This window comes from Dickeya lacustris (assembly GCF_029635795.1).
In the GTDB taxonomy this organism is placed as follows: Bacteria; Pseudomonadota; Gammaproteobacteria; order Enterobacterales; family Enterobacteriaceae; genus Dickeya; species Dickeya lacustris.
Map to the genome: position 1 here is coordinate 907,030 of NZ_CP114280.1, position 23,746 is coordinate 930,775.

14 protein-coding genes are annotated in these 23,746 nt (G+C 51.6%); 7 read left to right on the forward strand and 7 right to left on the reverse strand.

From position 1 onward, the window contains the following. Positions 1–4 precede the first annotated feature (4 nt). Positions 5–796 (forward strand): aliphatic sulfonate ABC transporter permease SsuC, encoded by a 792-nt coding sequence (ssuC, locus tag O1Q98_RS04090; protein WP_125259078.1) that lies wholly within the window; start codon positions 5–7, stop codon positions 794–796. Then, the gene (ssuB, locus tag O1Q98_RS04095; protein WP_125259077.1) at positions 793–1,581 is read left to right on the forward strand and encodes an aliphatic sulfonates ABC transporter ATP-binding protein; all 789 of its coding nucleotides are present in this window, start codon (positions 793–795) and stop codon (positions 1,579–1,581) included. The genes ssuC and ssuB overlap by 4 nt, the downstream gene beginning before the upstream one ends. Before the next feature lie 65 nt (positions 1,582–1,646). Here the strand turns inward: ssuB and O1Q98_RS04100 are convergent, their stop codons facing one another. The 3 genes from O1Q98_RS04100 to pepN form a co-directional block, all read right to left on the reverse strand. Then, the gene (locus tag O1Q98_RS04100) at positions 1,647–4,064 is read right to left on the reverse strand and encodes an amidohydrolase family protein (protein ID WP_125259076.1); all 2,418 of its coding nucleotides are present in this window, start codon (positions 4,062–4,064) and stop codon (positions 1,647–1,649) included. 67 nt (positions 4,065–4,131) lie between these two features. Further along, on the reverse strand, positions 4,132–6,969 hold the full coding sequence (locus O1Q98_RS04105; protein ID WP_125259075.1) for a P-loop NTPase fold protein: 2,838 nt from the start codon (positions 6,967–6,969) through the stop codon (positions 4,132–4,134). A gap of 220 nt (positions 6,970–7,189) precedes the next feature. Further along, positions 7,190–9,805 carry an aminopeptidase N gene (gene pepN / locus O1Q98_RS04110; protein WP_125259074.1) on the reverse strand — a complete coding sequence of 872 codons (2,616 nt, stop codon included), beginning with the start codon at positions 9,803–9,805 and terminating at the stop codon, positions 7,190–7,192. A 620-nt stretch (positions 9,806–10,425) separates the two neighbouring features. Here pepN and pncB point away from each other — a divergent pair. From pncB to O1Q98_RS04135, 5 genes are all read left to right on the forward strand, one after another. Then, positions 10,426–11,631: a nicotinate phosphoribosyltransferase gene (gene pncB, locus O1Q98_RS04115; protein ID WP_125259073.1), complete on the forward strand. Its 1,206-nt coding sequence runs from the start codon at positions 10,426–10,428 to the stop codon at positions 11,629–11,631. Between the two features lie 184 nt (positions 11,632–11,815). Then, the gene (gene asnS / locus O1Q98_RS04120; protein WP_125259072.1) at positions 11,816–13,216 is read left to right on the forward strand and encodes an asparagine--tRNA ligase; all 1,401 of its coding nucleotides are present in this window, start codon (positions 11,816–11,818) and stop codon (positions 13,214–13,216) included. A gap of 295 nt (positions 13,217–13,511) precedes the next feature. Continuing rightward, on the forward strand, positions 13,512–14,582 hold the full coding sequence (locus O1Q98_RS04125; RefSeq protein ID WP_269975656.1) for a porin: 1,071 nt from the start codon (positions 13,512–13,514) through the stop codon (positions 14,580–14,582). A gap of 600 nt (positions 14,583–15,182) precedes the next feature. Beyond that, positions 15,183–16,271: a porin gene (locus O1Q98_RS04130; protein ID WP_269975655.1), complete on the forward strand. Its 1,089-nt coding sequence runs from the start codon at positions 15,183–15,185 to the stop codon at positions 16,269–16,271. Positions 16,272–16,523: 252 nt separating this feature from the next. Beyond that, positions 16,524–17,714, forward strand: coding sequence for an amino acid aminotransferase (locus O1Q98_RS04135; protein WP_125259071.1), 1,191 nt, complete (start codon positions 16,524–16,526; stop codon positions 17,712–17,714). Between the two features lie 162 nt (positions 17,715–17,876). Here the strand turns inward: O1Q98_RS04135 and O1Q98_RS04140 are convergent, their stop codons facing one another. From O1Q98_RS04140 to ldtD, 4 genes are all read right to left on the reverse strand, one after another. Next, positions 17,877–20,120 carry a YgiQ family radical SAM protein gene (locus O1Q98_RS04140; protein ID WP_125259070.1) on the reverse strand — a complete coding sequence of 748 codons (2,244 nt, stop codon included), beginning with the start codon at positions 20,118–20,120 and terminating at the stop codon, positions 17,877–17,879. 258 nt (positions 20,121–20,378) lie between these two features. Further along, complete coding sequence (locus tag O1Q98_RS04145; protein WP_125259069.1) at positions 20,379–21,017, reverse strand: MBL fold metallo-hydrolase; 639 nt, start codon at positions 21,015–21,017, stop codon at positions 20,379–20,381. 62 nt (positions 21,018–21,079) lie between these two features. Beyond that, entirely contained in the window at positions 21,080–21,628 is a 549-nt protein-coding gene (gene mepK, locus O1Q98_RS04150) for a peptidoglycan L,D-endopeptidase MepK (RefSeq protein WP_125259068.1), read from the reverse strand. A 181-nt stretch (positions 21,629–21,809) separates the two neighbouring features. Then, a complete protein-coding gene (ldtD, locus tag O1Q98_RS04155; protein WP_125259067.1) occupies positions 21,810–23,453 on the reverse strand; it encodes a L,D-transpeptidase in 1,644 nt (547 codons plus the stop codon). Positions 23,454–23,746: the final 293 nt, after the last annotated feature.

Sequence of the window (23,746 nt, forward strand, 5' to 3'; positions counted from 1 at the left end):
GCCGATGCGCCGGATTGTACACCTCGCGACCGGGCGGCTTACGCCCTGGCTCCTGCCGCTGTTACTGGTCGCCGTCTGGCAACTGGCCGCCAGCGCAGGCTGGCTCTCCAGCCGCATCCTGCCGTCACCGCAGGCCATCGCCGTCACCTTCTGGCGGCTGACGCGCAGCGGTGAGCTGTGGCAACACCTCAGCATCAGCACCTGGCGGGCGCTGACCGGGTTTGCCATCGGCGGTGCGCTGGGACTGGCGCTCGGCTTTATCACCGGGTTATCGCGCACCGGTGAGCGCCTGCTGGACACCTCAATGCAGATGCTGCGCAATGTGCCGCATCTGGCGCTGATCCCGCTGGTGATTTTGTGGTTCGGCATTGATGAAAGCGCCAAGATTTTTCTGGTCGCACTCGGCACGCTATTTCCCGTTTACCTCAACACCTATCACGGGATTCGCAATATCGACAGCGGCCTGCTGGAGATGGCGCGCAGCTACGGTTTATCAGGCTTTCGGCTGTTTTATGAAGTGGTGTTACCGGGGGCGCTGCCATCGATTATGGTCGGCGTGCGTTTTTCGCTGGGTTTGATGTGGCTGACGCTGATTGTCGCAGAAACCATCTCCGCCAGTTCCGGCATCGGTTATCTGGCCATGAACGCGCGCGAATTTCTGCAAACCGATGTCGTCGTGGTGGCGATTATTCTCTATGCCTTGCTGGGCAAACTGGCTGACGTCATTGCCCTGACGCTGGAGCGGGTGTGGCTACGCTGGCACCCAAGCTGGCAATTAACGGAGGAAACCGTATGACCCTGTCCCTGGACGTACCGGCACGCCTTAACGCTGGCACACCGGTGTTGATTGACGGCGTGAGCAAACGCTATGGCGCACGCACCATCCTCAACGACATTCACCTGCACATCCCAGCCGGGCAGTTTATTGCCGTGGTCGGGCGCAGCGGTTGCGGCAAAAGCACCCTGTTGCGCCTGCTGGCCGGTCTGGAGTCGGCAAGCGCCGGTGCGCTGCTGGCGGGCAGCGCGCCGTTACAGCAGGCGCGTGACGACATTCGGCTAATGTTTCAGGAAGCGCGCTTATTACCCTGGAAACGGGTGCTGGATAACGTCGGCCTCGGGTTACGCGGCGACTGGCGCACCGCCGCGCATCAGGCGCTGGACGCCGTCGGGCTGGCATCACGCGCGGCCGACTGGCCTGCGGCGCTCTCCGGCGGGCAAAAACAGCGGGTGGCGCTGGCACGTGCATTGATCCATCGCCCCGGCTTGCTGCTACTCGATGAGCCGCTGGGCGCGCTGGATGCGCTGACCCGCATTGAGATGCAGGGGCTCATTGAATCACTCTGGCTACAGCACGGTTTTACCGTATTACTGGTCACGCACGACGTCAGCGAAGCCGTCGCCCTCGCTGACCGGGTGATTCTGATTGAAGAAGGCCGCATCGGGCTTGATGTCACGATTGACCTGCCGCGCCCGCGCCGCCGTGGTTCCGCCCGGCTGGCAGAGCTGGAAGCACAGGTGCTGGAGCGGATACTGACGCCGGTGGCTCGCGCGACACAGCCCGCACCTCAGCGCGTTGGTTGATGAGATGGTTGATGAGATATTCACCACCAAGGGGGCGACAGTGTTTCACTGCCCCCTGTTCTTCTTTAAAGCGGATAATCGAAACGGTAAATACGTCCGTTCTCATTTAACGCCGCCACCTGCGCCAGTGCATCCTGCTCGCTGTAGCCAAATTCGTTCATCAGCACGGTAAACAGATGATAAAACTCCCCTTTCATATCGGTGACAAAAATCCCCTGATCGTCAGATCCTAATGCCACCGACATAGGATGATCGCCTGCAACATAACGCTCGGGAAGATGCATCCAGCGGAATACATGGTGCTGGGTAATATCCTCGTAATAACTGATCCTGACATTGCTGGTCGGCAGCGTTTCAATCACTATGTGTTTTTCACGCACCCGCTTTTGCACGTATTGCTGTGCAGCAAGCAGAGTACTGTCAGGCAGAAAATCGGTGTCGAACTCGGCGGAGGCTTCATACCGCGTGATCACGTCTGCATCAAACCAGCGCTGTTTCAGCAATATCAACGCCTCTTTGCCATAGCGTTTTGCAAACTCACCGACCCGCTCGAACTCTTCTCCCAGCCAGCCCACCGGCCTGTCCGTCTTATCTTGCAGATAATTTCGCACCTGTATGGGGTCAAGCCCGCGACCGTCAAAAAAGATCTGTAACACGACGATGGAAGGGTGCTGTGCAAAAATCCGGTACGCCAGCATCGCAATTTCGCTATCCAGCCGTACCAGCGATAAATCGCTGCCCTCTCGCTGCTCCAGTAACAACTTGCGTACAAACAGCAGGTTTTCCAGCCATTCGCCTTGCTTAATGAACAACGTCTCCGGCATTTTCGTACGCCAAAACGTCGGCATAATACCAATCGCCGTAGCGTGACCGATGCGATCGCCATTCGATAACTCCAGCAGCGTCAGGCTGTCATAGACGGCGCGAATGCCACTGATCAGATGTTCAAAATCCTCCCCGGCGTGGTAGGTGAAATGGGCGATACCCTGACGGCGTGCCTGACGAAAAAGCACGGCGAACACTTCCGGTGGAGCCTCGCGCTCATTGGCGGCGGCATCAAACCCGGTAAGCAGCGAGCGCAACGCCGGAAACGCCTCCAACACCTGAAATAATGCATGAGCACGCATCAACACATCTTCACGTAGTGCGCTGAAATGGGAAGAGCCATCACGATAATCCCAGTGACGTTTGATGAAATGCACCACCAGCCGTAGCGCCGGACGTGTCGCGCCAAGACAGGCTTGTGCCAGCGCATTTAACTCCGGTGGCTTATCAAGCGATGACGCACTCGGGTTCTGGTAGTCCCAAAACCCGTCAAGGATACGCGTGATCAGTTGCTTATTCTTATCGGACGTGTCTTTCGGCGCAAAACGCCCTTCAATCGTCGCCATCATCGATGTGCCCGATGCCCGCTCACCATGTAACTGATAAAAACGGGCAGCATAGCGTTCTTCTATCGGCTCACGTGGACCTAACTCGGTAAATTTCTGGAACTGATCAAAACCTATCTGATCGGTGCGCTGCACCAGCAAACGCTGAAACAGGTTCATGCATAGCAAATACAGCCAATAGCAGGCATCTTCCGTCGCCGACGGATGAGCGCGCAACGCATGTAACACCCGGATATGAAAATGCAGCTCGCACAGGCCCTGATACTGTTGTGGCTGGGCATATGCCGCCTGTTCCCAGGCAAAAAAGCCCGCGTCGGGAGCGACAATATCGTCACAGCGCAGCAAGTCAGCAAAGTGCTGTTTTGCCGGTTTACCCTCACACGCCGGGTGATACCGACCTTCGGCCCAGCGTAGTAGCCACTCGCGGCAATAACGCGCGATATGCAGCATACGGCTCACTTTAATCGGGGTATCCAGCGAGTGAGCTACGGCATAAAAGCGCCGCAATCGGGTAGGGTCATCCTTACGGCTTTTCTCCATTTCATTAATCAGCGCATCGGGATGCAGCAGGCTGTGATGCCACATCAGTTCCACAAAGGTGGTGCCGTTAAGGTGCATATGCGCTTCATGCAACCCTTCGTGTTGCAGATAATCCTCAACGCGTGGATGCCAGGGCGACACAATTGGCCGGTAACCCAACGTCTGCTTCAGCCGAGCCAGCAATTCAAACAACGGTGGGCACGTCTTGCCGCACCACATCTGCTCCAGTTGATAAGCGATAACCGGGAAACCAGATTGATTCGCCACCCAGTTTTGCCACTCGCCAAAGCGCGACTGGCGCACCGCCAGCCGACGCTGGTCTTCGTCCAGATGGTAGCGAGCCGCCTGCCCAAGCAACGCCCTGCACCACCCTTTGGCTTCACGCTGACGTGACAGCAAGTGATCCCAGTGGCGCTCAAACATCGGGTCGGTATGGGTAAACTGACGCTGATACCAACTGTTATAGGTCACGGCTTCGATGTCTTTTTCCGGCAAAGTCGAGCGCTCACCCGACAGCAACAACGGCAGTTGCGTCAGCAAAAGCTCATACAACCGGGGCTCCGCAAGAAGGTATTGGTTGAGAAACATGTTGGGCCTTATTGGTTATCTGGTTGTGGGGCTACTGTTGTTTTTTCTTTGATGTTGATGATGTATCTTCTTTTGGTGTTATAAAACATCCAGAAACAGGCAAACGGGAAATATATAAATAATTATCTTCCGAAGGTGTGTTACTTTTCTGAGTTATTTGCACATCGTTAATTTCCTCAATAGAATATAAGTTGCCCAACAATCCAGTGGATAAAATCATCTGGTACAGTTTTTCTCTATCTTTTTTCCTGCCGCCTTTTATTTCCCATAATGTGATTTTTTTATTTCCCAAACCTACCTGACAAAAAGAGGAGGGTTTCAAGTCAGGCAATAAGAAGGGTAAAATTAGCGGGCAGCGAATGATTGCGCTGGTTACTGGCAGGAAATCAGAGAATTTAAATTGATTACTTTTATTCTCTGTTTTTTTATTGTGCGAATTAATAAAGCCAATAACGCGATTTATATTATTGATTAACTCTCTGGGAGAAATAGCCGTGTTTTTAGCAGAAGCGAATCGCTTTACCAATTTTTCAGGGATATCTGGATTGTAATTAACTTCTTCTATCAAAAAAGAATTTATTACCCCAAAAACAAATGATGAGAAAAGATGACCGAGAAGAATGTCTTCTTTTTTGCTTCCTTCTTCACCTTTATATGAAAATTTCTTGCCAGAAAAATCTTTTGATGCAGAAAGCAATGTATACTGAACTCTCTCCCAGATTTTCCCCATCAGTAAGGATGAACAACTTATTTCGCTAGTTTTTTTCCATTCTGTTATTTTATCATTCAGAATATCTATAAAAATATTTTCTGAATCTTGCGTATTATCATCATCCGTATCATCCGTATCATCCGTATCATCCGTATCATCCGCTTTATCCTTTGTCTCTTTGTCTCTATTTAGGAAAGCTGGATAACCGAATGTCTGTACTGAAATAAAACGCTCAACAGAATAATTACTATTTTTGTCCAGCAATCGAGCCATCACCGCCAGCAAGCTAAAGACAGAAATATAATCTCTTTTTTCTGCCCCTTCCTGAACGCTGCTGGCCGAGGCCAGAATAGTCACTGCCGCGACGACATCAATATAGTTATGGTTCACTTTCGCTAAATTTCTGGAAAGCCAATCTAACGAGCTTATCACGTCACCGTCTTCCCATCCCGTTAGGGCTTTGAATCTCTCTTTAATAAGATTATTTCTTCTTCTATTGACTCTTATCACTCCACCATGAATTTTTTTTGATATACTCCCATGTTCATGGAAAATTATCGGGTTACAATGCGCCGCCACCCCCGTCACGTTTTCACCACGGGTTAACCCAAGATACTCAACATACGCTCTTGGCAGATTACTAACCTCTTTTTCTTTTTCAGCCAAATAGTGCATATAGACATTGGCTGGCATTGCACTGGTGAACATAAAAGTCAACGCATTTGATAATGTATTTTCTTTTAAAAACCGGCTAACGAGCATTGTGAGATACATTTTCGCCGCGTTATAAGCGCCATCATCACTATCAGGTCGCAAATAAAAACCGGTTTCCAGATCGCCATGCCGATGGCACACATTAAATATTGCACAGGCAATTTTATTAAAATCTTTAACCCCTTCTTCCGATAGGTCATCATCGATCCCCTGATCAATAAACTCCCCCAAAAAAATACGCTTCAATGCAGATATTATCGTTTCCGTTAACTTAGAGAGTTCATTCAATTCGCCATTCTGATTGACAGGCATCATTCTTAAAAACTGCACAACCGTTCTTATTGGCTGAGAAAGAATAAAATTCCGAAAATACTCTTGCTGATCTTTTTTTACCTTCAGCGAGAGGGAGATAATATCAAACAAAAAATCTGGCGACTGCCCATCCGTGTGTGGATCAGAACCTTCAATCCCCTTGTACTTTTTACCATTTCTTGAAAAAAATACGCGTCTCTGTTGGCTTTCAAATAATTTAATCAACAACTGCAAATCGATGCGTTGATGTGCAGGAAAAACTTTTAGCATATACTGCTGAGTTAAGTGAAGGATCAAATCCCTAGATTCTTTTTCATCACTTTCTTTTTCATCACCCGACTGTAACTCAATCTTTTTTTGATTTTTGACAATGTAATTGTACAGTTTTAAATCCCCTGAAATCAGCACCACCACTCTGGGGTGGTTCAAATAGCGGCGGATAGTTTCCAGAACCTCATAAGCTTTTTGCGTATGGGTATCAACATCATCAATAGCGATAATAAATAATTCTTTATTTAACACCTCGGCAATTTCATTAATAAAGCGATGTAATCGTTCTTCCAAATACTGTCCACTTTTGGCACTTTTCAACGCCTGACTTAAGAACCAGCCATCATCATGCTTATCATGGTTTTCTTTATGGTGACTGGCAAGTTTCAGCCCTTCCGCCATCTCTTCAAGGCATTTATTCAGTCGCTGATTTTTCTCTTCATCCACACAATACTTAAGCTTGCTGTCATAGAGTTGTTTAAATTTCACGACAATATCAATCAGGATATTTTGATGTGTCTCAATTAACGTTGGGTCTATAAAAGCCAGAGGGAAAACACCATTCTTTTCCTCAGAATAGCAATTCAACATTGCTCTTATGAATGTAGTTTTACCAGTGCCTCGCTGGCCATTAATAAAAATGGTATTATTTTTACGAATTATTTCGCCTGGAAAACCATCACTATTCGGCTGACATGACTTTTCTTTATTATATTCTTTCACATCTTCAACAAAACCCTTCATCAAATCATCTAACTGCCCTTTCGCTGCATATTGCAGCATGGAGCTTACCTCATACTTATTTAAATCAAATACATTATCGAGATCAATAATAACCTCACTAATACTTTCATTACTCATAAACACTCCATGCCATTAAATTATATTGAAATAACAAAGCAGATAATCTTATTTTACGGTCGCAGTTATTACACTCAGATAATTGAATGTCAATAAAAGCAGGATAGGTGGCAGGCGATATAACTAACCGAATGGCTATAATGTGATGGAATTAAAAAAGCCGGGAATTTCCCGGCTTTGAGGGTAAGCGAATAAATAACCCATCCTTGATGTTTGAACCTTACGCATCCAGCGCTTTCGTGATTTTCTCGAACAGATCGCCGGAGAGGTTTTCCAGCCCTTTGAGGGTTTCCAGCGCCTGGCGCATCAGCGCCTGACGCGCTGAATCGTAACGCTTAAGGCGGATTAACGGTTCGATCAGGCGCGAGGCCACCTGCGGGTTGCGGGTGTTCAGTTCGGTCAGCATGTCGGTGAGAAACTGATAGCCGCTGCCGTCTTTGGCGTGAAAGGCGGATGGATTACCGGCACAGAAGCCGCCGACCAGCGAGCGCACCCGGTTGGGGTTGCCAAGGCTAAATGAGCGGTGGTTAAGCAAGTCGCGTACCCGCGCCTGCACGTCGGCGGCCGGGCTGCTGGCTTGCAACATAAACCATTTGTCCATCACCAGACCATCCTGATGCCAGCGCTCGTCAAAATCCGCCAGCAGCGTATCGGCACAAGGCAACTGCGCGGCCACGGCCGCACTCATTGCCGCCAGCGAATCCGTCATGTTATCCGCACTCTGGAACTGCGCCATGACCGACTTATCCGCCTCGGCGCGATCGGCAAAGGCCAGATAGCTGAGGCAGAGATTACGCAGCGCGCGTTTGCCCATATCGTGTTGGTCAACGCGGTATTGCGCGAGCTTATTGGCGCGATACACCGCCAGCAGTTCATCCGCCATCTCATCGGCCAGCGTTTGCACCAGCATCTGGCGCACAGCGGCTATCGCATCCGGGTCAATCACCTCAAACAGCTCGGCCATTTCGTTTTCGCTCGGCAACGACAAGATTTGTGCTGCCAGCATCGGGTCAAGCGTTTCATCCAGCAACACGCCCCGGAACGCATCGACCACATGCAGCGGCAGCGACAGCGGCTGTTGTTGCTGGTGGCACGCCACATTCAGGCGAATATAGTTGCCGAGCAGACTTTGTGCCGCATCCCAGCGCGAGAAGGCATTGCTGGCATGGCGCATCAGGAAGGTGAGCTGTTCATCGCGCCACGGGTAATTGAGTTTTACCGGTGCCGAAAACTCACGCAGCAGTGACGGCACCGGCTGGCAAGGTACATCGTCAAACACGAAGGTTTGCTCCGCTGCGGTGACATTGAGCACCGCCCCCAGCGCCTGCCCCTTCTGGCGCAGCGCAATCACCCGGCCTTCGGTATCATACAACTCAACATCCAGCGGAATATGCAGCGGCAGCTTGTCTTGCTTATCCGCGCCAACCGGCGTCATCTGGCTGACATGCAAGCGGTACTGGCGGGTCGCTGCGTCATACTCGTCGCTCACGGTCACAACCGGCGTACCCGACTGGCTGTACCAGCGGCGGAACTGCGATAAATCGACGCTTGAGGCGTCTTCCATCGCCTGCACGAAGTCATCACAGGTGGCGGCGCTGCCGTCATGGCGGTCAAAATAGAGCCGCATCCCCGCCTGGAATTTTTCTTCGCCCAGCAAGGTGTGCATCATACGGATCACTTCCGAGCCTTTTTCATACACCGTCAGGGTGTAGAAGTTATTCATCTCGATGACTTTGTCCGGGCGAATGGGGTGCGACATCGGGCTGGCGTCTTCGGCGAACTGCGCGCCGCGCATCACCCGCACGTTATCAATGCGATTCGCCGGGCGGGAACCGACGTCGGAGCTGAACTCCTGATCGCGAAATACCGTCAGCCCCTCTTTGAGGCTCAACTGGAACCAGTCGCGGCAAGTGACGCGGTTGCCGGTCCAGTTATGGAAATATTCGTGGGCGATGACCGCTTCGATACCGAGATAGTCTTTATCGGTGGCGGTTTCGGCTTTCGCCAGCACATACTTGGAGTTGAAAATGTTCAACCCTTTGTTTTCCATTGCCCCCATGTTGAAGAAGTCCACCGCCACAATCATATAGATGTCGAGGTCGTACTCCAGGCCAAAACGGGTTTCATCCCATTTCATGGCGTTTTTCAACGAGGTCATGGCCCAGTCAGCGCGATCGAGATTGCCGCAATCGACAAACAGTTCCAGCGCCACATCACGGCCTGAACGGGTGACAAAAGTATCGCGCAGCACATCAAAATTACCGGCCACCAACGCAAACAGATAACAGGGTTTCGGGAACGGATCTTGCCATTCGACCCAGTGGCGGCCATCATCCAGCTCGCCTTGCGCCACGCGGTTGCCGTTAGAGAGCAGATACGGGTAGCGGGCTTTCTGTGCCGTAATGCGGGTGGTAAAACGCGCCAGCACATCCGGCCTATCCAGATAATAGGTGATATGACGGAAGCCTTCTGCTTCACACTGGGTACACAACGCCTCGCCAGACTGATAGAGCCCTTCCAGCGCGCTGTTCGCCGCCGGGTTTATCTGTGTTTCAATACGTAGCGTGAACGCCTCCGGCACGCCAGAGAGCTCAAGCGCCCCGGCGATTTCTCGATAATCGGCCCACGCCTGACCATCGACCTGCACACTCACCAGCGTCAACCCTTCGCCATCAAGCCGTAATGTCGCGCCTTTTTCTCCCTGCAACACCACCTGACTGGTCGCCACCACATGGGTGTGCTCTGCATCAAGCGTAAAATCCAGTGCGATGTCGGTGATGGTGTAATCCGGCGCGCGGTAGTCGTGCCGATATTTTACTTGTGGTTGTTGACTCATAACTGATTACCTTATGACTGAATGAGAGATGGCGCGACGCCCCGTGCGGGTAGTCCTTCTTCTCTGTGAGGCTATATATAAAGAAAGAACCACATCAACCCTGCCGCACAAGCCCAACCGTGTTTATCAGGTTTTGCGCCATCCTGATGTATTCGCCCGGCAAACAAGAACAAACAGCGGCGCGCGCCGCTGTTTTCCCATCGCCTCTGTGCAGGCTGTCTTGTCTGTTTTTACGCTGTTCCGTTATGCAACAGGCTGTTAGGTCTATTAAAGGGGAGAGAGTGGCGGAATGCAAACTTTCTGCATCTGTTCTGCTCGTCTTCTCGCCAGCATGCGGCTTATCGTGCGGACGCGGCTTTTTTGTTTAGTATAAAAAACATTATGATTCAATCACTCCTGTTAAATTCAGCGTAAAAACAGATACTTTTTTGTCACAATCGCACAATTGAATCTCGCCTTCATGCGCCCAATATGATGTGATAAGCGCCATTAAATCGACAGAAGGTTGACACCGCAGCGCCACGGCTACGTCGCGCCACTGTCAACTGCATTAAACAAGATTGCCTTGAGCAAGGCAGCCTTAAACAAAATTGCATGAAACGAGGATGCGGGAACGCATTATGACTTTACACACCTCCCCGATACTGACCTCATTGCTGGATACCGATGCTTATAAATTGCACATGCAGCAAGCGGTATATCATCATTATCGTGATGTTCATGTTGCAGCGGAATTTCGCTGCCGTGGCGATGAGTTACTGGGGGTCTATGCCGATGAAATTCGTGCTCAAATAGACGCCATGAGTCAGTTATCGCTGCGTGATGACGAATATGCTTATCTCGCATCGTTGCCGTTCTTTCAACCTGACTACCTCAACTGGCTGAAAACGTTCCGTTTTAACCCGGCCCACATTCAGGTCAGTCAACACCAGGGCAAGCTGGACATCCGCATCACCGGCCCATGGCACGAAGTGATTTTATGGGAAGTGCCGTTGCTGGCGGTGATCAGTGAAGTGGTACATCAGGCGCGCCACCCCGGAAATTATCGCGATGCCGCCCTCGCGCAATTGCACCATACTCTGAGCGAATTTCGCACCCTCAGCCAGGATGTGGATTTACGTGACTTCCGCCTGATGGATTTCGGCACTCGCCGCCGCTTCTCGCGCAGCGTACACCACGACATTGTGCGCACGCTCAACGATCACTTTCCCTGGCTTATCGGCACCAGCAACTATTTTCTGGCGCATCAATTCGCATTGACGCCCGTCGGCACACAGGCCCATGAGTGGTTCCAGGCCCATCAACAAATCAGCCCGACACTGGCCAACAGCCAGCGCGCCGCGCTGGATGCCTGGCTGCGCGAATACCCGCATCAACTGGGTATCGCACTGACGGATTGCATCACCATGGATGCTTTCCTGCGTGACTTTGACAAACGTTTCGCCGAGCGTTACCAAGGTTTACGCCATGACTCAGGCGACCCTATCGAATGGGGTGAAAAAGCCATCGCCCATTACCGGGCTTTAGGCATAGACCCGATGAGCAAAACGCTTGTGTTCTCCGATAACCTCAATCTGGCAAAAGCGTTACACCTCTACCGCCACTTCCAGCAGCGCATTCCGGTTGTATTTGGTATCGGCACGCGCCTGACCTGTGACATCCCCGGCGTTAAACCGCTTAATATCGTCATCAAATTAGTGGAATGCAACGGCAAACCGGTGGCGAAATTATCAGACAGCCCCGGAAAAACCATCTGCCAGGATCAGGCCTTCGTCAGCGAGCTGCGTAAAGCCTTCGATTTACCGCGCATTAAAAAAGCGTCCTGACGCACATTACGCTGCCTACTCTTTAATCCGCCAACACCGCGATCGCACAAAACTTGGTGCGTTGCGGTGATTTCCACTTGTGTCCTGCAAGACGGCAAGTAACATAAACCGACGTCCCACGACGGGACTGAACATATTGATAATATTTCACCCACATTGACCAATAACCAATAGAGAGAATGTTATGAGCGTAGTGCCTGTAGTCGATGTACTGCAAGGCCGTGTCGCCGTTGACAGTGACGTCACCGTGCGCGGCTGGGTACGTACCCGGAGAGACTCTAAAGCCGGTATTTCCTTTATCGCCGTCTATGACGGTTCCTGCTTTGATTCGCTACAGGCCGTCGTGAATAATAATCTGGACAATTACCAGAGCGACGTACTGCGCCTGACCACCGGTTGCTCCGTCGAAGTCACCGGTAAAGTGGTGGAATCTCCCGGTGAAGGCCAAAGCTTTGAGATTCAGGCCACCGCGCTGACGGTCGTCGGTTGGGTAGAAGACCCGGATACCTACCCGATGGCGGCAAAACGCCACAGCATCGAGTATCTGCGTGAAGTGGCGCACCTGCGCCCGCGCACTAACCTGATTGGCGCTGTCGCGCGCGTGCGTCACACGCTGGCGCAGGCTATTCATCGCTTCTTCCATCAGAACGGCTTTTATTGGGTTTCCACCCCGCTGATTACCGCATCAGACACCGAAGGTGCCGGTGAAATGTTCCGCGTCTCCACGCTGGATTTGGAAAACCTGCCGCGTAACGAGCAAGGCCGGGTGGATTTCAGCGAAGACTTCTTCGGTAAAGAGGCGTTTCTGACCGTCTCTGGCCAGTTGAACGGCGAAACTTACGCCTGCGCGCTGTCTAAAATCTACACCTTCGGGCCGACCTTCCGGGCGGAAAACTCCAATACCAGCCGCCACCTGGCTGAATTCTGGATGATTGAGCCGGAAGTGGCGTTCGCCACCCTGGACGATATCGCTTCGCTGGCGGAAAACTTACTGAAGTTCGTGTTTCAGGCGGTGCTGGAAGAGCGCGCTGACGACATGAAATTCTTCGCCGAGCGAGTCGATAAAGACGCCGTTAGCCGCCTGGAGCGCTTTGTCAGTTCCGATTTCGCACAGGTGGATTACACCGATGCGATAACCATTCTGGAAAACTGCGGGCAGACGTTTGAGAACCCGGTTTCCTGGGGCATCGACCTCTCATCCGAGCACGAACGCTATTTGGCGGAAAAACACTTCCAGGCACCGGTGGTGGTGAAAAACTACCCGAAAGATATCAAGGCGTTTTATATGCGCATGAATCAGGATGGGAAAACCGTGGCGGCCATGGATGTGCTGGCCCCCGGCATCGGCGAAATTATCGGTGGCTCGCAGCGTGAAGAGCGTCTGGAGCAGTTGGACGCCCGTCTGGAAGAAATGGGGCTCAGTAAAGAAGATTACTGGTGGTATCGCGATCTGCGTCGCTACGGCACCATTCCTCATTCAGGCTTCGGTCTCGGCTTTGAACGCCTGATTGCTTATGTAACCGGTGTACAAAACGTGCGCGATGTGATCCCGTTCCCGCGTACACCGCGCAATGCAAGTTTCTAAGCTAAAAATTACATAAGAAAAACAAATATCTGCATCAATAAGGGCACCTTCAGGGTGCCCTTATTTTTTTATTTTAGAGATTGCTCACAAAGTTCCGTTATATTTACAAATTGTAATACAAATTTTCTATTGGTTACTCGATTTCGAAATTAGTATCATTTAAACGGTAGATAAACACGCAACTGAATGGAACACTGCGTGCAGACACAGGAAGACAACTGTATCGACAATAAAGTTCCCAACGGGTTTTTGAATTGTGATGCAGGTGTCTTATATAACACCAATGAGGGTAATAATGATGAAGCGCAATATTCTTGCAGTGGTAATCCCGGCTCTGTTAGCTGCTGGTGCAGCGAATGCAGCTGAAGTGTACAACAAAGACGGCAACAAGCTGGATTTGACTGGTAAAATCGAAGCTGCCCATTATTTTGGCGATGAGTCCAAAAGTGTCATGGGTGACGGCGACCAGACCTTTGCTCGTCTGGGCTTCAAAGGTGAAACCAAAATCAATAGCGATCTGACCGGTTATGGTCGTTTTGAGTATGAATTTAACGCAAGCTCTGCTGAAGATACTAACAGCGCTGATGGTAAAACCCGTTACGCATATGCTGGCTTGAAATTCGGTGACTTAGGCTCACTGGATTACGGCCGTAACCGTGCCGTTGGCTATGATGGTCTGTCTTACACTGACGTACTGCCAGAACAGGGTGGTGATTCTGTCTACACCGACAACATCACTGGCCGTAACGCTGGCGTTGCAACCTACCGTAACAAAAACTTCTTCGGCCTGGTAGATGGCTGGGACTTCGCGCTGGGTTATCAGGCCAAGCACGACGGCTCTACACAGTACAGAAAAAATACCGGTGATGGCTGGGCGGTCTCTTCTTCTTATACCGCACCGTTTGGCGTTGGCGTGATCGGTTCTTACACTGCTGCTGATCGTACTGACAAACAGACTGCTGATAATCGCGGTAAAAAGGCTGAAGCGTGGGCAACTGGCCTGAAATATGACGCTAACAACGTCTATGTGGCTACCACCTACGGTGAATACCACAACCTGTCTTATAAAAACGCTACTGCTACTTCTGCTTACGACAAAACTAAAGTGTTTGAAGCCGTTGCTCAGTACAACTTCGATTTCGGCCTGACCCCGTCTTTAGGTTATGTTAGTGCCAAAGCAGATGACGATACCGCAAACACCAGCGGCTACCTGAAGAAATATGTCAGCATCGGCGCTACCTATGCATTCAACAAAAACTTCTCTACTCTGGTTGAGTACGATATCAACCTGATCAAAGATGACAGCAACCAGCTCGGTGTTAAAACTGGTAACACTGTAGCAGTCGGTGCAATTTATCAGTTCTAATCAGCCCTGCTGATTAACTGATTTACACTGTCGAGAACATCAGCCGACCTGTCGGCTGATGTTTTTTTATGCCTGCCATTTTATTTCACCTGATTGTCCCCTGCTTCCTTTTCTGCTTCTGCTCCCTCCTGGCTCACTCCCTTGCCGCATTTTCCAGCGTAAAAATATCATTTGGTACATTAGGCACCTTAAACACAGACTTTAATTAAGGTTTTTTGCCATAAAATCATATTAATAAAAATGAAATATTAAATACATATTTATCATTTTAATATCATGAAAATGAAGGATTTTTTTCATATTAAATTCATTTTTTTAGCTATAGGTAAACGTTATCAGTCACTGATTTAAAGAAGAAAATGCATAACTAAAGACAATGAATGAATAATCCACCCATTTTTTATTTTATAAAAATATTTACTTACAAATTGAAATAAAGTGTTTCGCCAACACGTGATTGGTAGCATTTGTGTAGTAGATAAACCCGACCATGAATGGAACACTGCTTGCGGACACAGAAAGACACCGGCTGGCGACAGAAGTTCATAACGACACGACTGTAAAGACAAGCCGGACACATAACACAATGAGGGTAATTTAATGATGAAGCGTAATATTCTGGCCGTGGTGATACCGGCACTGTTGGCAGCAGGCGCAGCCAACGCCGCAGAGGTGTACAACAAAGATGGCAATAAGCTTGATTTAACCGGCAAACTGCACGCCGGTTATTATTTCGGTGATACAGCCAAAAGCTTTGAAGGTAAAGGCGATCAAACCTATGCCCGCTTAGGTTTTAAAGGCGAAACCAAGATTAATGACGATCTGACCGGTTATGGTCGCTTTGAATATCACTTTGATGCCAGTAACGCAGAAGACACTAACAGCCTTCCTTCTGGGAGCAATGGCAACGGCAGCAAAACCCGTTATGCTTATGCTGGCCTGAAATTCGGTAACTTCGGCTCTTTTGATTATGGTCGCAATAAAGGCATCGCTTATGACGGTATCTCTTATACCGACGTACTGCCAGAGTGGGGTGGCGACCAAGGCTATACCGATAACATTACCGGGCGCAGTGCTGGTGTTGCGACCTATCGCAACAAGAACTTCTTCGGCCTGGTGCAGGGCTGGGATTTTGGCCTGCAATATCAGGCGAAACATGCAGACTCCACCGCACCTAAAAAACAGACCGGTGACGGCTTTGGTATTTCCTCTTCCTATACGTCGCCGATTGGCGTAGGCGTGATTGCCTCTTATGAAGCGGTAGACCGCACCACCTCACAGGTAGCCGATGGCCGTGGCCAGAAGGCGGACGCCTGGGCTGCCGGCCTGAAGTATGATGCCAACAATATCTACCTTGCCACCACCTACGGTGAGTATCACAACCTGAGCTATGTTGGCAGCGTTGCACTGGATAAAACCAAAGTGTTCGAAGCCGTTGCCCAGTACCACTTTGACTTTGGTTTAACGCCGTCTCTGGCGTATGTTTCCGCTAAAGCTGATAACGACACGTCCGCCGTGAAAACCAGCGGTTATATCACTAAATACGTCAGCATCGGCGGGACATATAACTTCAATAAGAACCTGGCGGCTAACGTCGAGTATCTGGTCAACCTGATTGATGCAGACAGCAACCCGTACGGTAAGAAAACGGGTAACAGCGTCTTTACCGGCCTGACCTACCAGTTCTAATCTCTCTTGATGTCACACCTGTGTTAAGCCGGGAACCCTCTCCCGGCTTTTTTATTACCTGAGCGCATCAGCGGCGCGATAGCGGTATGTTTACGCAAGGATAGGCTTACCACACCGCCCGTCAGGGCCATTTATGCCAGTGTTTACCCTTGTGCCATTATTTCTGTTTCTTTTGATGCAAACGGTTGGCAAAGCCAGACGCTGGCGTTAACCTGCTATTTCTGTTTACTCTCTGTCATGGATTACGTCGCAATGTTTGAAAAAATCACTGCCGCTCCTGCTGACCCGATTTTGGGGCTGGCTGACCTGTTTCGCGCTGATGAACGCTCGCACAAAATTAACCTCGGCATCGGTGTCTATAAAGATGAAACCGGTAAAACACCGGTATTGACGTGCGTTAAAAAAGCAGAGCAACTGCTGCTGGAAACAGAAACCACCAAAAATTACCTGAGTATTGATGGTATTCCTGAATTTGCCCGCTGCACGCAGGAACTGCTGTTCGGTAAACAGAGTGAGATTATTGCGAATAAGCGTGCTCGCACCGCCCAAACCCCCGGCGGAACCGGCGGATTGCGTGTTGCGGCGGATTTCATCGCCCATCAAACCAGCGCAAAACGTATTTGGGTAAGCAACCCAAGCTGGCCGAACCACAAAAATGTGTTCGCCTCGGTCGGGCTGGAAGTGTGTGATTATGCCTATTATGACGCCGAGAACCATGCGCTGGATTTTGACGGCATGCTCAGTAGCCTCAATGCGGCGCAAGCTGGCGATGTGGTGCTGTTCCACGGCTGTTGTCACAACCCAACCGGTATCGATCCGACTGCTGAACAGTGGGAGCAACTGGCAACGATGGCGCTGGAAAAAGGCTGGCTGCCGCTGTTTGACTTTGCTTATCAGGGCTTTGCCCGTGGGCTGGAAGAAGATGCTGAGGGGCTACGTATTTTCGCCGCTAAACATCAGGAATTGCTGGTTGCCAGCTCTTATTCGAAAAACTTCGGCTTGTATAACGAGCGCGTGGGTGCCTGTACGCTGGTTGCCGCTGATGCCGCCACAGCAGATATCGCCTTCAGCCAGGTGAAAGCCGGTATTCGAGCTAACTACTCCAACCCGCCGTCACACGGTGCTGCGGTTGTGGCTACGGTGTTGTCAAACGATGCGCTGCGCACCATCTGGGAACAAGAGTTAACGGCGATGCGCGAACGCATTCAACGTATGCGCCAGTTGTTCGTCAACACGCTACAGGAAAAAGGCGCCGCACAGGACTTCTCGTTTATCATTAATCAGAACGGCATGTTTTCATTCAGTGGCCTGAGCAAAGATCAGGTGCTGCGCTTACGCGATGAATTTGGTATTTATGCCGTGAATTCAGGGCGTATCAACGTCGCCGGGATGACGCCGGAAAACATGGCTCCGCTGTGCGAGGCAATTGTCGCCGTGCTGTAATGTGCCGCCGTGCTGTAATACATGGCCGCGAACGCGCTTAATGGCCAATAGCCCGGTTGGATTTAATGCCAGTCAGTTATCCTGACTGGCATTATTTTTTTACTCTGCGCCAGCGCCTGATACCTGAGCGAGGCAAACAAGGCTCGGGTTTACGCCGCTCATTCACCCTCTTGGCCGCTTACCCTGCACCGCAGTTTTTCCAGCCCCTGTGCGAACCTGCGATTTAGCTTTATTACCTTTACCGTCCGGCCTTGCCTGGGATGACGTTGTTGACGCTGACTCGCGCAGCGGTTGGGCATGACGGCGTTGATGTTTGATATCACTGTGCCGGGTCAGCGCGGGTCGTGCGCCCTTGGCCACAAGCGTTGCCCGTTCGCCACGGCTTTCAACCGGCACCAGACATTCAGGGCCGGAACCAATCAAATAGCCCTTGCCCATCGCCAGCAGCGCTTCGCGGATAATCGGCCAGCCTGCCGGGTCGTGGTAACGCAGAATCGCTTTGTGCAAGCGACGGCGACGCTCACCCTTGGCGACAAACACATCGCCTCCCACCCGGCGTACTTTGGCAAGCGGGTTTTTCTCGCTGTAATACATGGTGGTCGCATTTGCGAGCGGCGAGGGGTAAAAATTCTGTACCTGATCCAACTTAAAGCGATTGGCTTTGAGCCAGAGCGCCAGATTCACCATGTCTTCATCGGTGGTGCCGGGGTGTGCGGCAATAAAATAGGGGATCAGATACTGCTCTTTACCCGCCTCTTTTGAGAACTTATCAAACAATGACTTGAACTTGTAATAGGTGCCCATGCCCGGCTTCATCATCATCGCCAGCGGCCCTTCTTCGGTGTGTTCAGGGGCGATTTTGAGATAGCCGCCGACATGGTATCGGGCCAGTTCCCGCACGTAGCGCGGGTCTTCCACCGCCAAGTCATAACGCACGCCCGAGGCAATCAGGATTTTCTTGATGCCCTTGAGATCGCGCGCCTTGCGATAAAGATTGATCGTCGGCGTATGATCGGTGTTCATGTGTGGGCAGATGCCCGGCCAGACGCAGGAGGCACGGCGGCAGGTCTGCTCGGCGCGGGGATTTTTACAGCGTAACCGGTACATATTGGCGGTCGGGCCGCCGAGATCGGAAATGACGCCGGTAAACCCAGGCACCTTGTCACGAATCTCTTCAATTTCTTTTAATATCGACTCTTCCGAACGGCTCTGGATAATGCGCCCTTCATGCTCGGTGATGGAGCAAAACGAGCAGCCGCCAAAGCAGCCGCGCATAATATTCACCGACGTCTTGATCATATCGTAGGCTGGGATCTTCTCCTTCCCATACGCCGGGTGCGGCACCCGTTGGTACGGCAAGCCAAACACCCCATCCATCTCATCGGTTTCCAGCGGAAAAGCCGGCGGGTTCACCCAGATAATGCGATCGCCATGCGCCTGCGCCAGCGCCCGGGCACAGCCGGGGTTAGTCTCATGATGCAGAATGCGCGACGCATGGGCATAGAGCACTTTGTCTTCTTTGATGCGCTCGAAAGCCGGCAGCTTAATATAGGTCTTCTCCCAGGGCTTGGGTTTCGCTGGCTGTACCTGCACCGGTTTCGCGTCTTGTGCGGCTGGCGCGCTCTCACTGGCACTGTCTGAACATGGCGCGCCTTCCATGTACGGGTTAGGAATAGGATCGATACGGCCAATCTGGTCAAGCTTACTCGAATCTACACCGCTCCAGCCGGGCAACGGCTCGCGGCGAATAATCGCAGTGCCGCGAATATCTTGCATCACCTCAATACGCTCCCCCGCCGCAATGCGGTGGGCGACCTCAATCAGCGGGCGCTCGGCGTTGCCGTAGATAAGGATATCGGCCTTGGCATCAAACAGGATGGAGCGGCGGATTGTTTCCGACCAGTAATCATAGTGGGCAATACGGCGCAGCGAGGCCTCAATGCCGCCGATGACGACAGGCACCTCTTTGTACGCCTCCTTACAGCGCTGGGTATAGACCAGTGTGGCGCGATCGGGCCGCTTACCGGCGACATTACCGGGAGTATAGGCATCATCGTGGCGCAACTTTTTATCCGAGGTGTAGCGGTTAATCATCGAGTCCATGTTACCCGCTGTCACACCGAAAAAGAGATTAGGCTTGCCCAGGCGCATAAAGTCCGCCTTGGAAGACCAGTCCGGCTGGGCGATGATCCCGACCCGAAACCCTTGTGCTTCAAGCATACGGCCAATCACCGCCATACCAAAACTCGGGTGATCGACATACGCATCGCCTGTCACCAGGATAACGTCGCAACTGTCCCACCCGAGCTCATCCATCTCTTTACGCGACATGGGCAGGAAAGGCGCGGTGCCGTAGCATTCGGCCCAGTAACGAGGGTAGGAGAAAATGGGGGTTATCGGTTGCATATTGACCACTTGAAAAATTCTGGTCGCGCATTATACCGGCTGGTCAGGGCCCCGGCGATGCCTTTTTCTCATTTTACCTGTTTGACGTTTACCCGTTTGCCGTTGTCGTTGTCATGGGCGAAAACGGTTACATCATCACAGCGCGCAAACGAACGGCGTGCTTTTGCAATCAGCGTCAGTAAAAAAATGCCAGTCAGGACAAACCGACTGGCATAGATTCAACAGAGAAGCCCGCGAGTGACGACGTGAGTGTGGCTGTCAGTCGCTATCACGCAAAAATGGATTGGTGCGGCGCTCTTCGCCGAACGTTGACATCGGGCCATGGCCCGGAATGAACGCAATGTCGTCACCCAATGGAAAGAGTTTATGGCGGATAGAATCCACCAGCGCCTGATGGTCGCCTTGCGGAAAATCGCTGCGCCCGACGCCACCCCGGAAGATAACATCCCCCACCTGGGCGAGACGCGCTTTTTTATCAACGAACACCACATGACCCGGCGTATGCCCCGGACAGTGCACCACTGACAGCTCTGACTCGCCAATCACCACGGTATCGCCCTCCTCCAGCCAGCGCGTCGGCACCAGCGGCAGACAATCACGCAACCCAAACATGCGGCTTTGTGCAGGTAAACCATCGAGCCAAAATGCATCGGCCTGTTGCGGGCCGACAATCGGCACCGCAAAGTGTTCAGCCAGTTCAGCCGCTGCCCCGACATGATCTAAATGGCCATGGGTGAGCAGAATCTGCGTCACCGTTACCTCAGCTTGCGTCACGGCCTGCCGAATGGTTTGCACATCGCCGCCGGGGTCAACAATGGCGGCTTGTCGGGTTTTTTCACACCACAGCAGGGTGCAATTCTGACTAAAGTCTGTGACGGGAATAATCTGGTATTTCATACCGCTCCGTTAGTTACCTCATCCTTGCAGGGCACCTAATTCTCTGCTTGGGTCGTTTAACGTTACCAGGTGCGCACGGCCCCGGTATCTATATGGATAAAATTACTTTGCGGGTAATATCCGACGCCTCCGGCACGCATTTTCATCGCCGCCTTACGGATATTAGCCAGTTGGACACCCTCAATATGGAAGTCCATGGCTTTCCCCTGAGTATGGTAGCTCTGTTTTGCCACACCCCGACTGCTTGAGCGCAGATCTTCATTGGTACTGTAGGAGCGATAGCCAGAGATCAGCTGTACCGGCTTGGTTGTGCCAAGCATCACCTGTAAGCGGTATAGCTGATCAAACAGTGCCGGATCGATCGTTTTCACTTTATTCGCCCGGTAATCACGGAAGAAATGGTTCAACCGTGATAGCTCTGACTTGTTATAGCGGCGGCCATCAAAGAATTCGACTTTGATACGCTCACCGGTATTCACATTATTCAGCGTGAGGATACGGGGACGGGTGGTAGATAGCGAAGCCAGCGATTGCCCCGGCAGCAATGCAATACCCAGCGCCGCGCCGCCGAGTGCAAGCCATTTGCGTCGATGATGATCAATTGGTTCCATAAAACACGAACACCCTGGACTGAAAAAGGAGAAAGCGATACACCACATGTATCGCCCTGCACCTTAACTGCCACGCCTCACGGCGTCAACCCGCTTTAGCGGCGCACGCGGGGCGCATCGCAGCGAGTATCCGGCTGCGATGCTCAACGCCTCCGAGCAGAACAACCACAATTACGCAGACTTACTGCAATAATAAGCCTGCTTTAGATAACACCATCGCACCGCTTTTTACCGTGTCATCATAATTGTAAATATCTGTGCGGAATTGCGGCTTGCCATCTTCCGCTACCCAGGCGGTCAGATAATAGAAATGAACCTGTATACGCTGGCGCACAGGAACATAGGTCGTATTACCCTGCTCGATGGTTGAGGAGATGCGCGCACCATTCCAGCCAGCATCTTGCAGTAACAGCGCGGCCAGTTCGGAAGCTTTATTCACCCGCACGCAGCCTGAACTCAAGGCGCGAATGTCCTTCTGGAACAGATTGTGGTTCGGTGTATCGTGCAGGTAGATAGCATCCGTATTCGGGATATTGAACTTATAGCGCCCCAGAGAATTACTCTGCCCCGGGGCCTGACGCAGCCGATAAGGGAAATTCCCTGCCGACACGGTCGGCCAGTCAATCATGGCCGGATCGATAGACTGGGCATTATCGCTCCAGTCGGACAGCACGGTATAACCGTGGCGCTGTAGATAGCTGGGGTCTTGTATTACTTTGGGAATAATATCCTGACGCGTTAGCGTCGTTGGTACATTCCACGGTGGATTCATCACCACATTGCTCAGTGAGGTGTTCATCAGCGGCGTCTTACGCTTTGGCTGGCCCACAATCACCCTTGATGCCAGAATTTCCGCGCCATTTTGATAAAAACTCAGCGAGTAATTGGGAATATTAACAACGATGCCGCTGTTAACCTTATCCGGCACCAATCGCAAGCGCTGAATATTTAACGCCAATAACGCCGCTCGCTGCTGGGGCGGCACATTCAGCCAGTCACGGGTACGTTTGCCTATCACGCCGTCATCCTGCAACCCTTGCGCATGCTGAAAACGTTTGACCGCTTCAACCAGCTCGCCGTCATAATGGGTTGCCACCGCAGCGGCGCTCTCCGGCTTCAGCAGGCCGCTACGCTGTAAAATCTCAGCCAATACCAGTAATGCTTCGCTGTTATCCCCCGGGCGCAGTGAATCAGCCAGTACCAGTTTTGGCCACGCGCGGTTATCAGCAAGTAGGGTTTTCAATGCATTATGCATCTTTGTATATTGCGAATGCCGTGGTGCCAGTGCAGCAACAAAGGCCACACCATTGCCAGCCGCAAGCGCTTGCTGCCATTGGTTAACCATCGCCGCTGGCGGCGCTGAAAGCGTGTAAGGCACACTGCCATACAGCCAGTTATTGCCGTTTTTCTCGACACCCGCGACAAATTGCATATAACCCAGCATCGCGTCAGACAGCACCACATCGCGAGAAAAGTCGCTCAGGCGCGGGTCTGTCAGCCACGTCACCCAGGCGGTGAATTGCGGTTGCACACCGGACAACGCCACTTCTGCCAGTTGTTGCTGGAAGGCTTTGACCAATTGACTATCACGCCACAGCGGTTGGTGATGCTGATGCGAGTACAGCGCGTTCAGTTCATTAAGATAACGCAGAGAAATACCGGCGGGTAAACCAGCGGATAGCGAAGCGGGATGCGTTTGAGCCACGGGTAGCGCCGCCGATGATGTCGCAGACTGAACAGGCAATGCCGCACTCATGCCGCAAGCCCATACAGCACCGACCATACCCAGCAGCCGCGTTTGTTTTCTTTGTTTACCTGACAACATCCATTTATCCCCTGTACTTAACATGACGCGGCGGTATGACGCCGGCATCATCAACGGACTGAAAACTGAGACACACAACAGCACTCACAGACGTAATGTGAAAGCGGCCACCCACTCGGACGGCCTATAAACATAAATGAACATAACATAATGACTCGTGGTTTATACCGGGCAGGCACACTCAAGCGGCCAATAATTATACGTTCTGTGCGATAATTATAACTATCATACAGTGAGTTATCTGATTATACCCGTCATACTTCTGCATTGGCCTTGATTCACGCATGGCAACA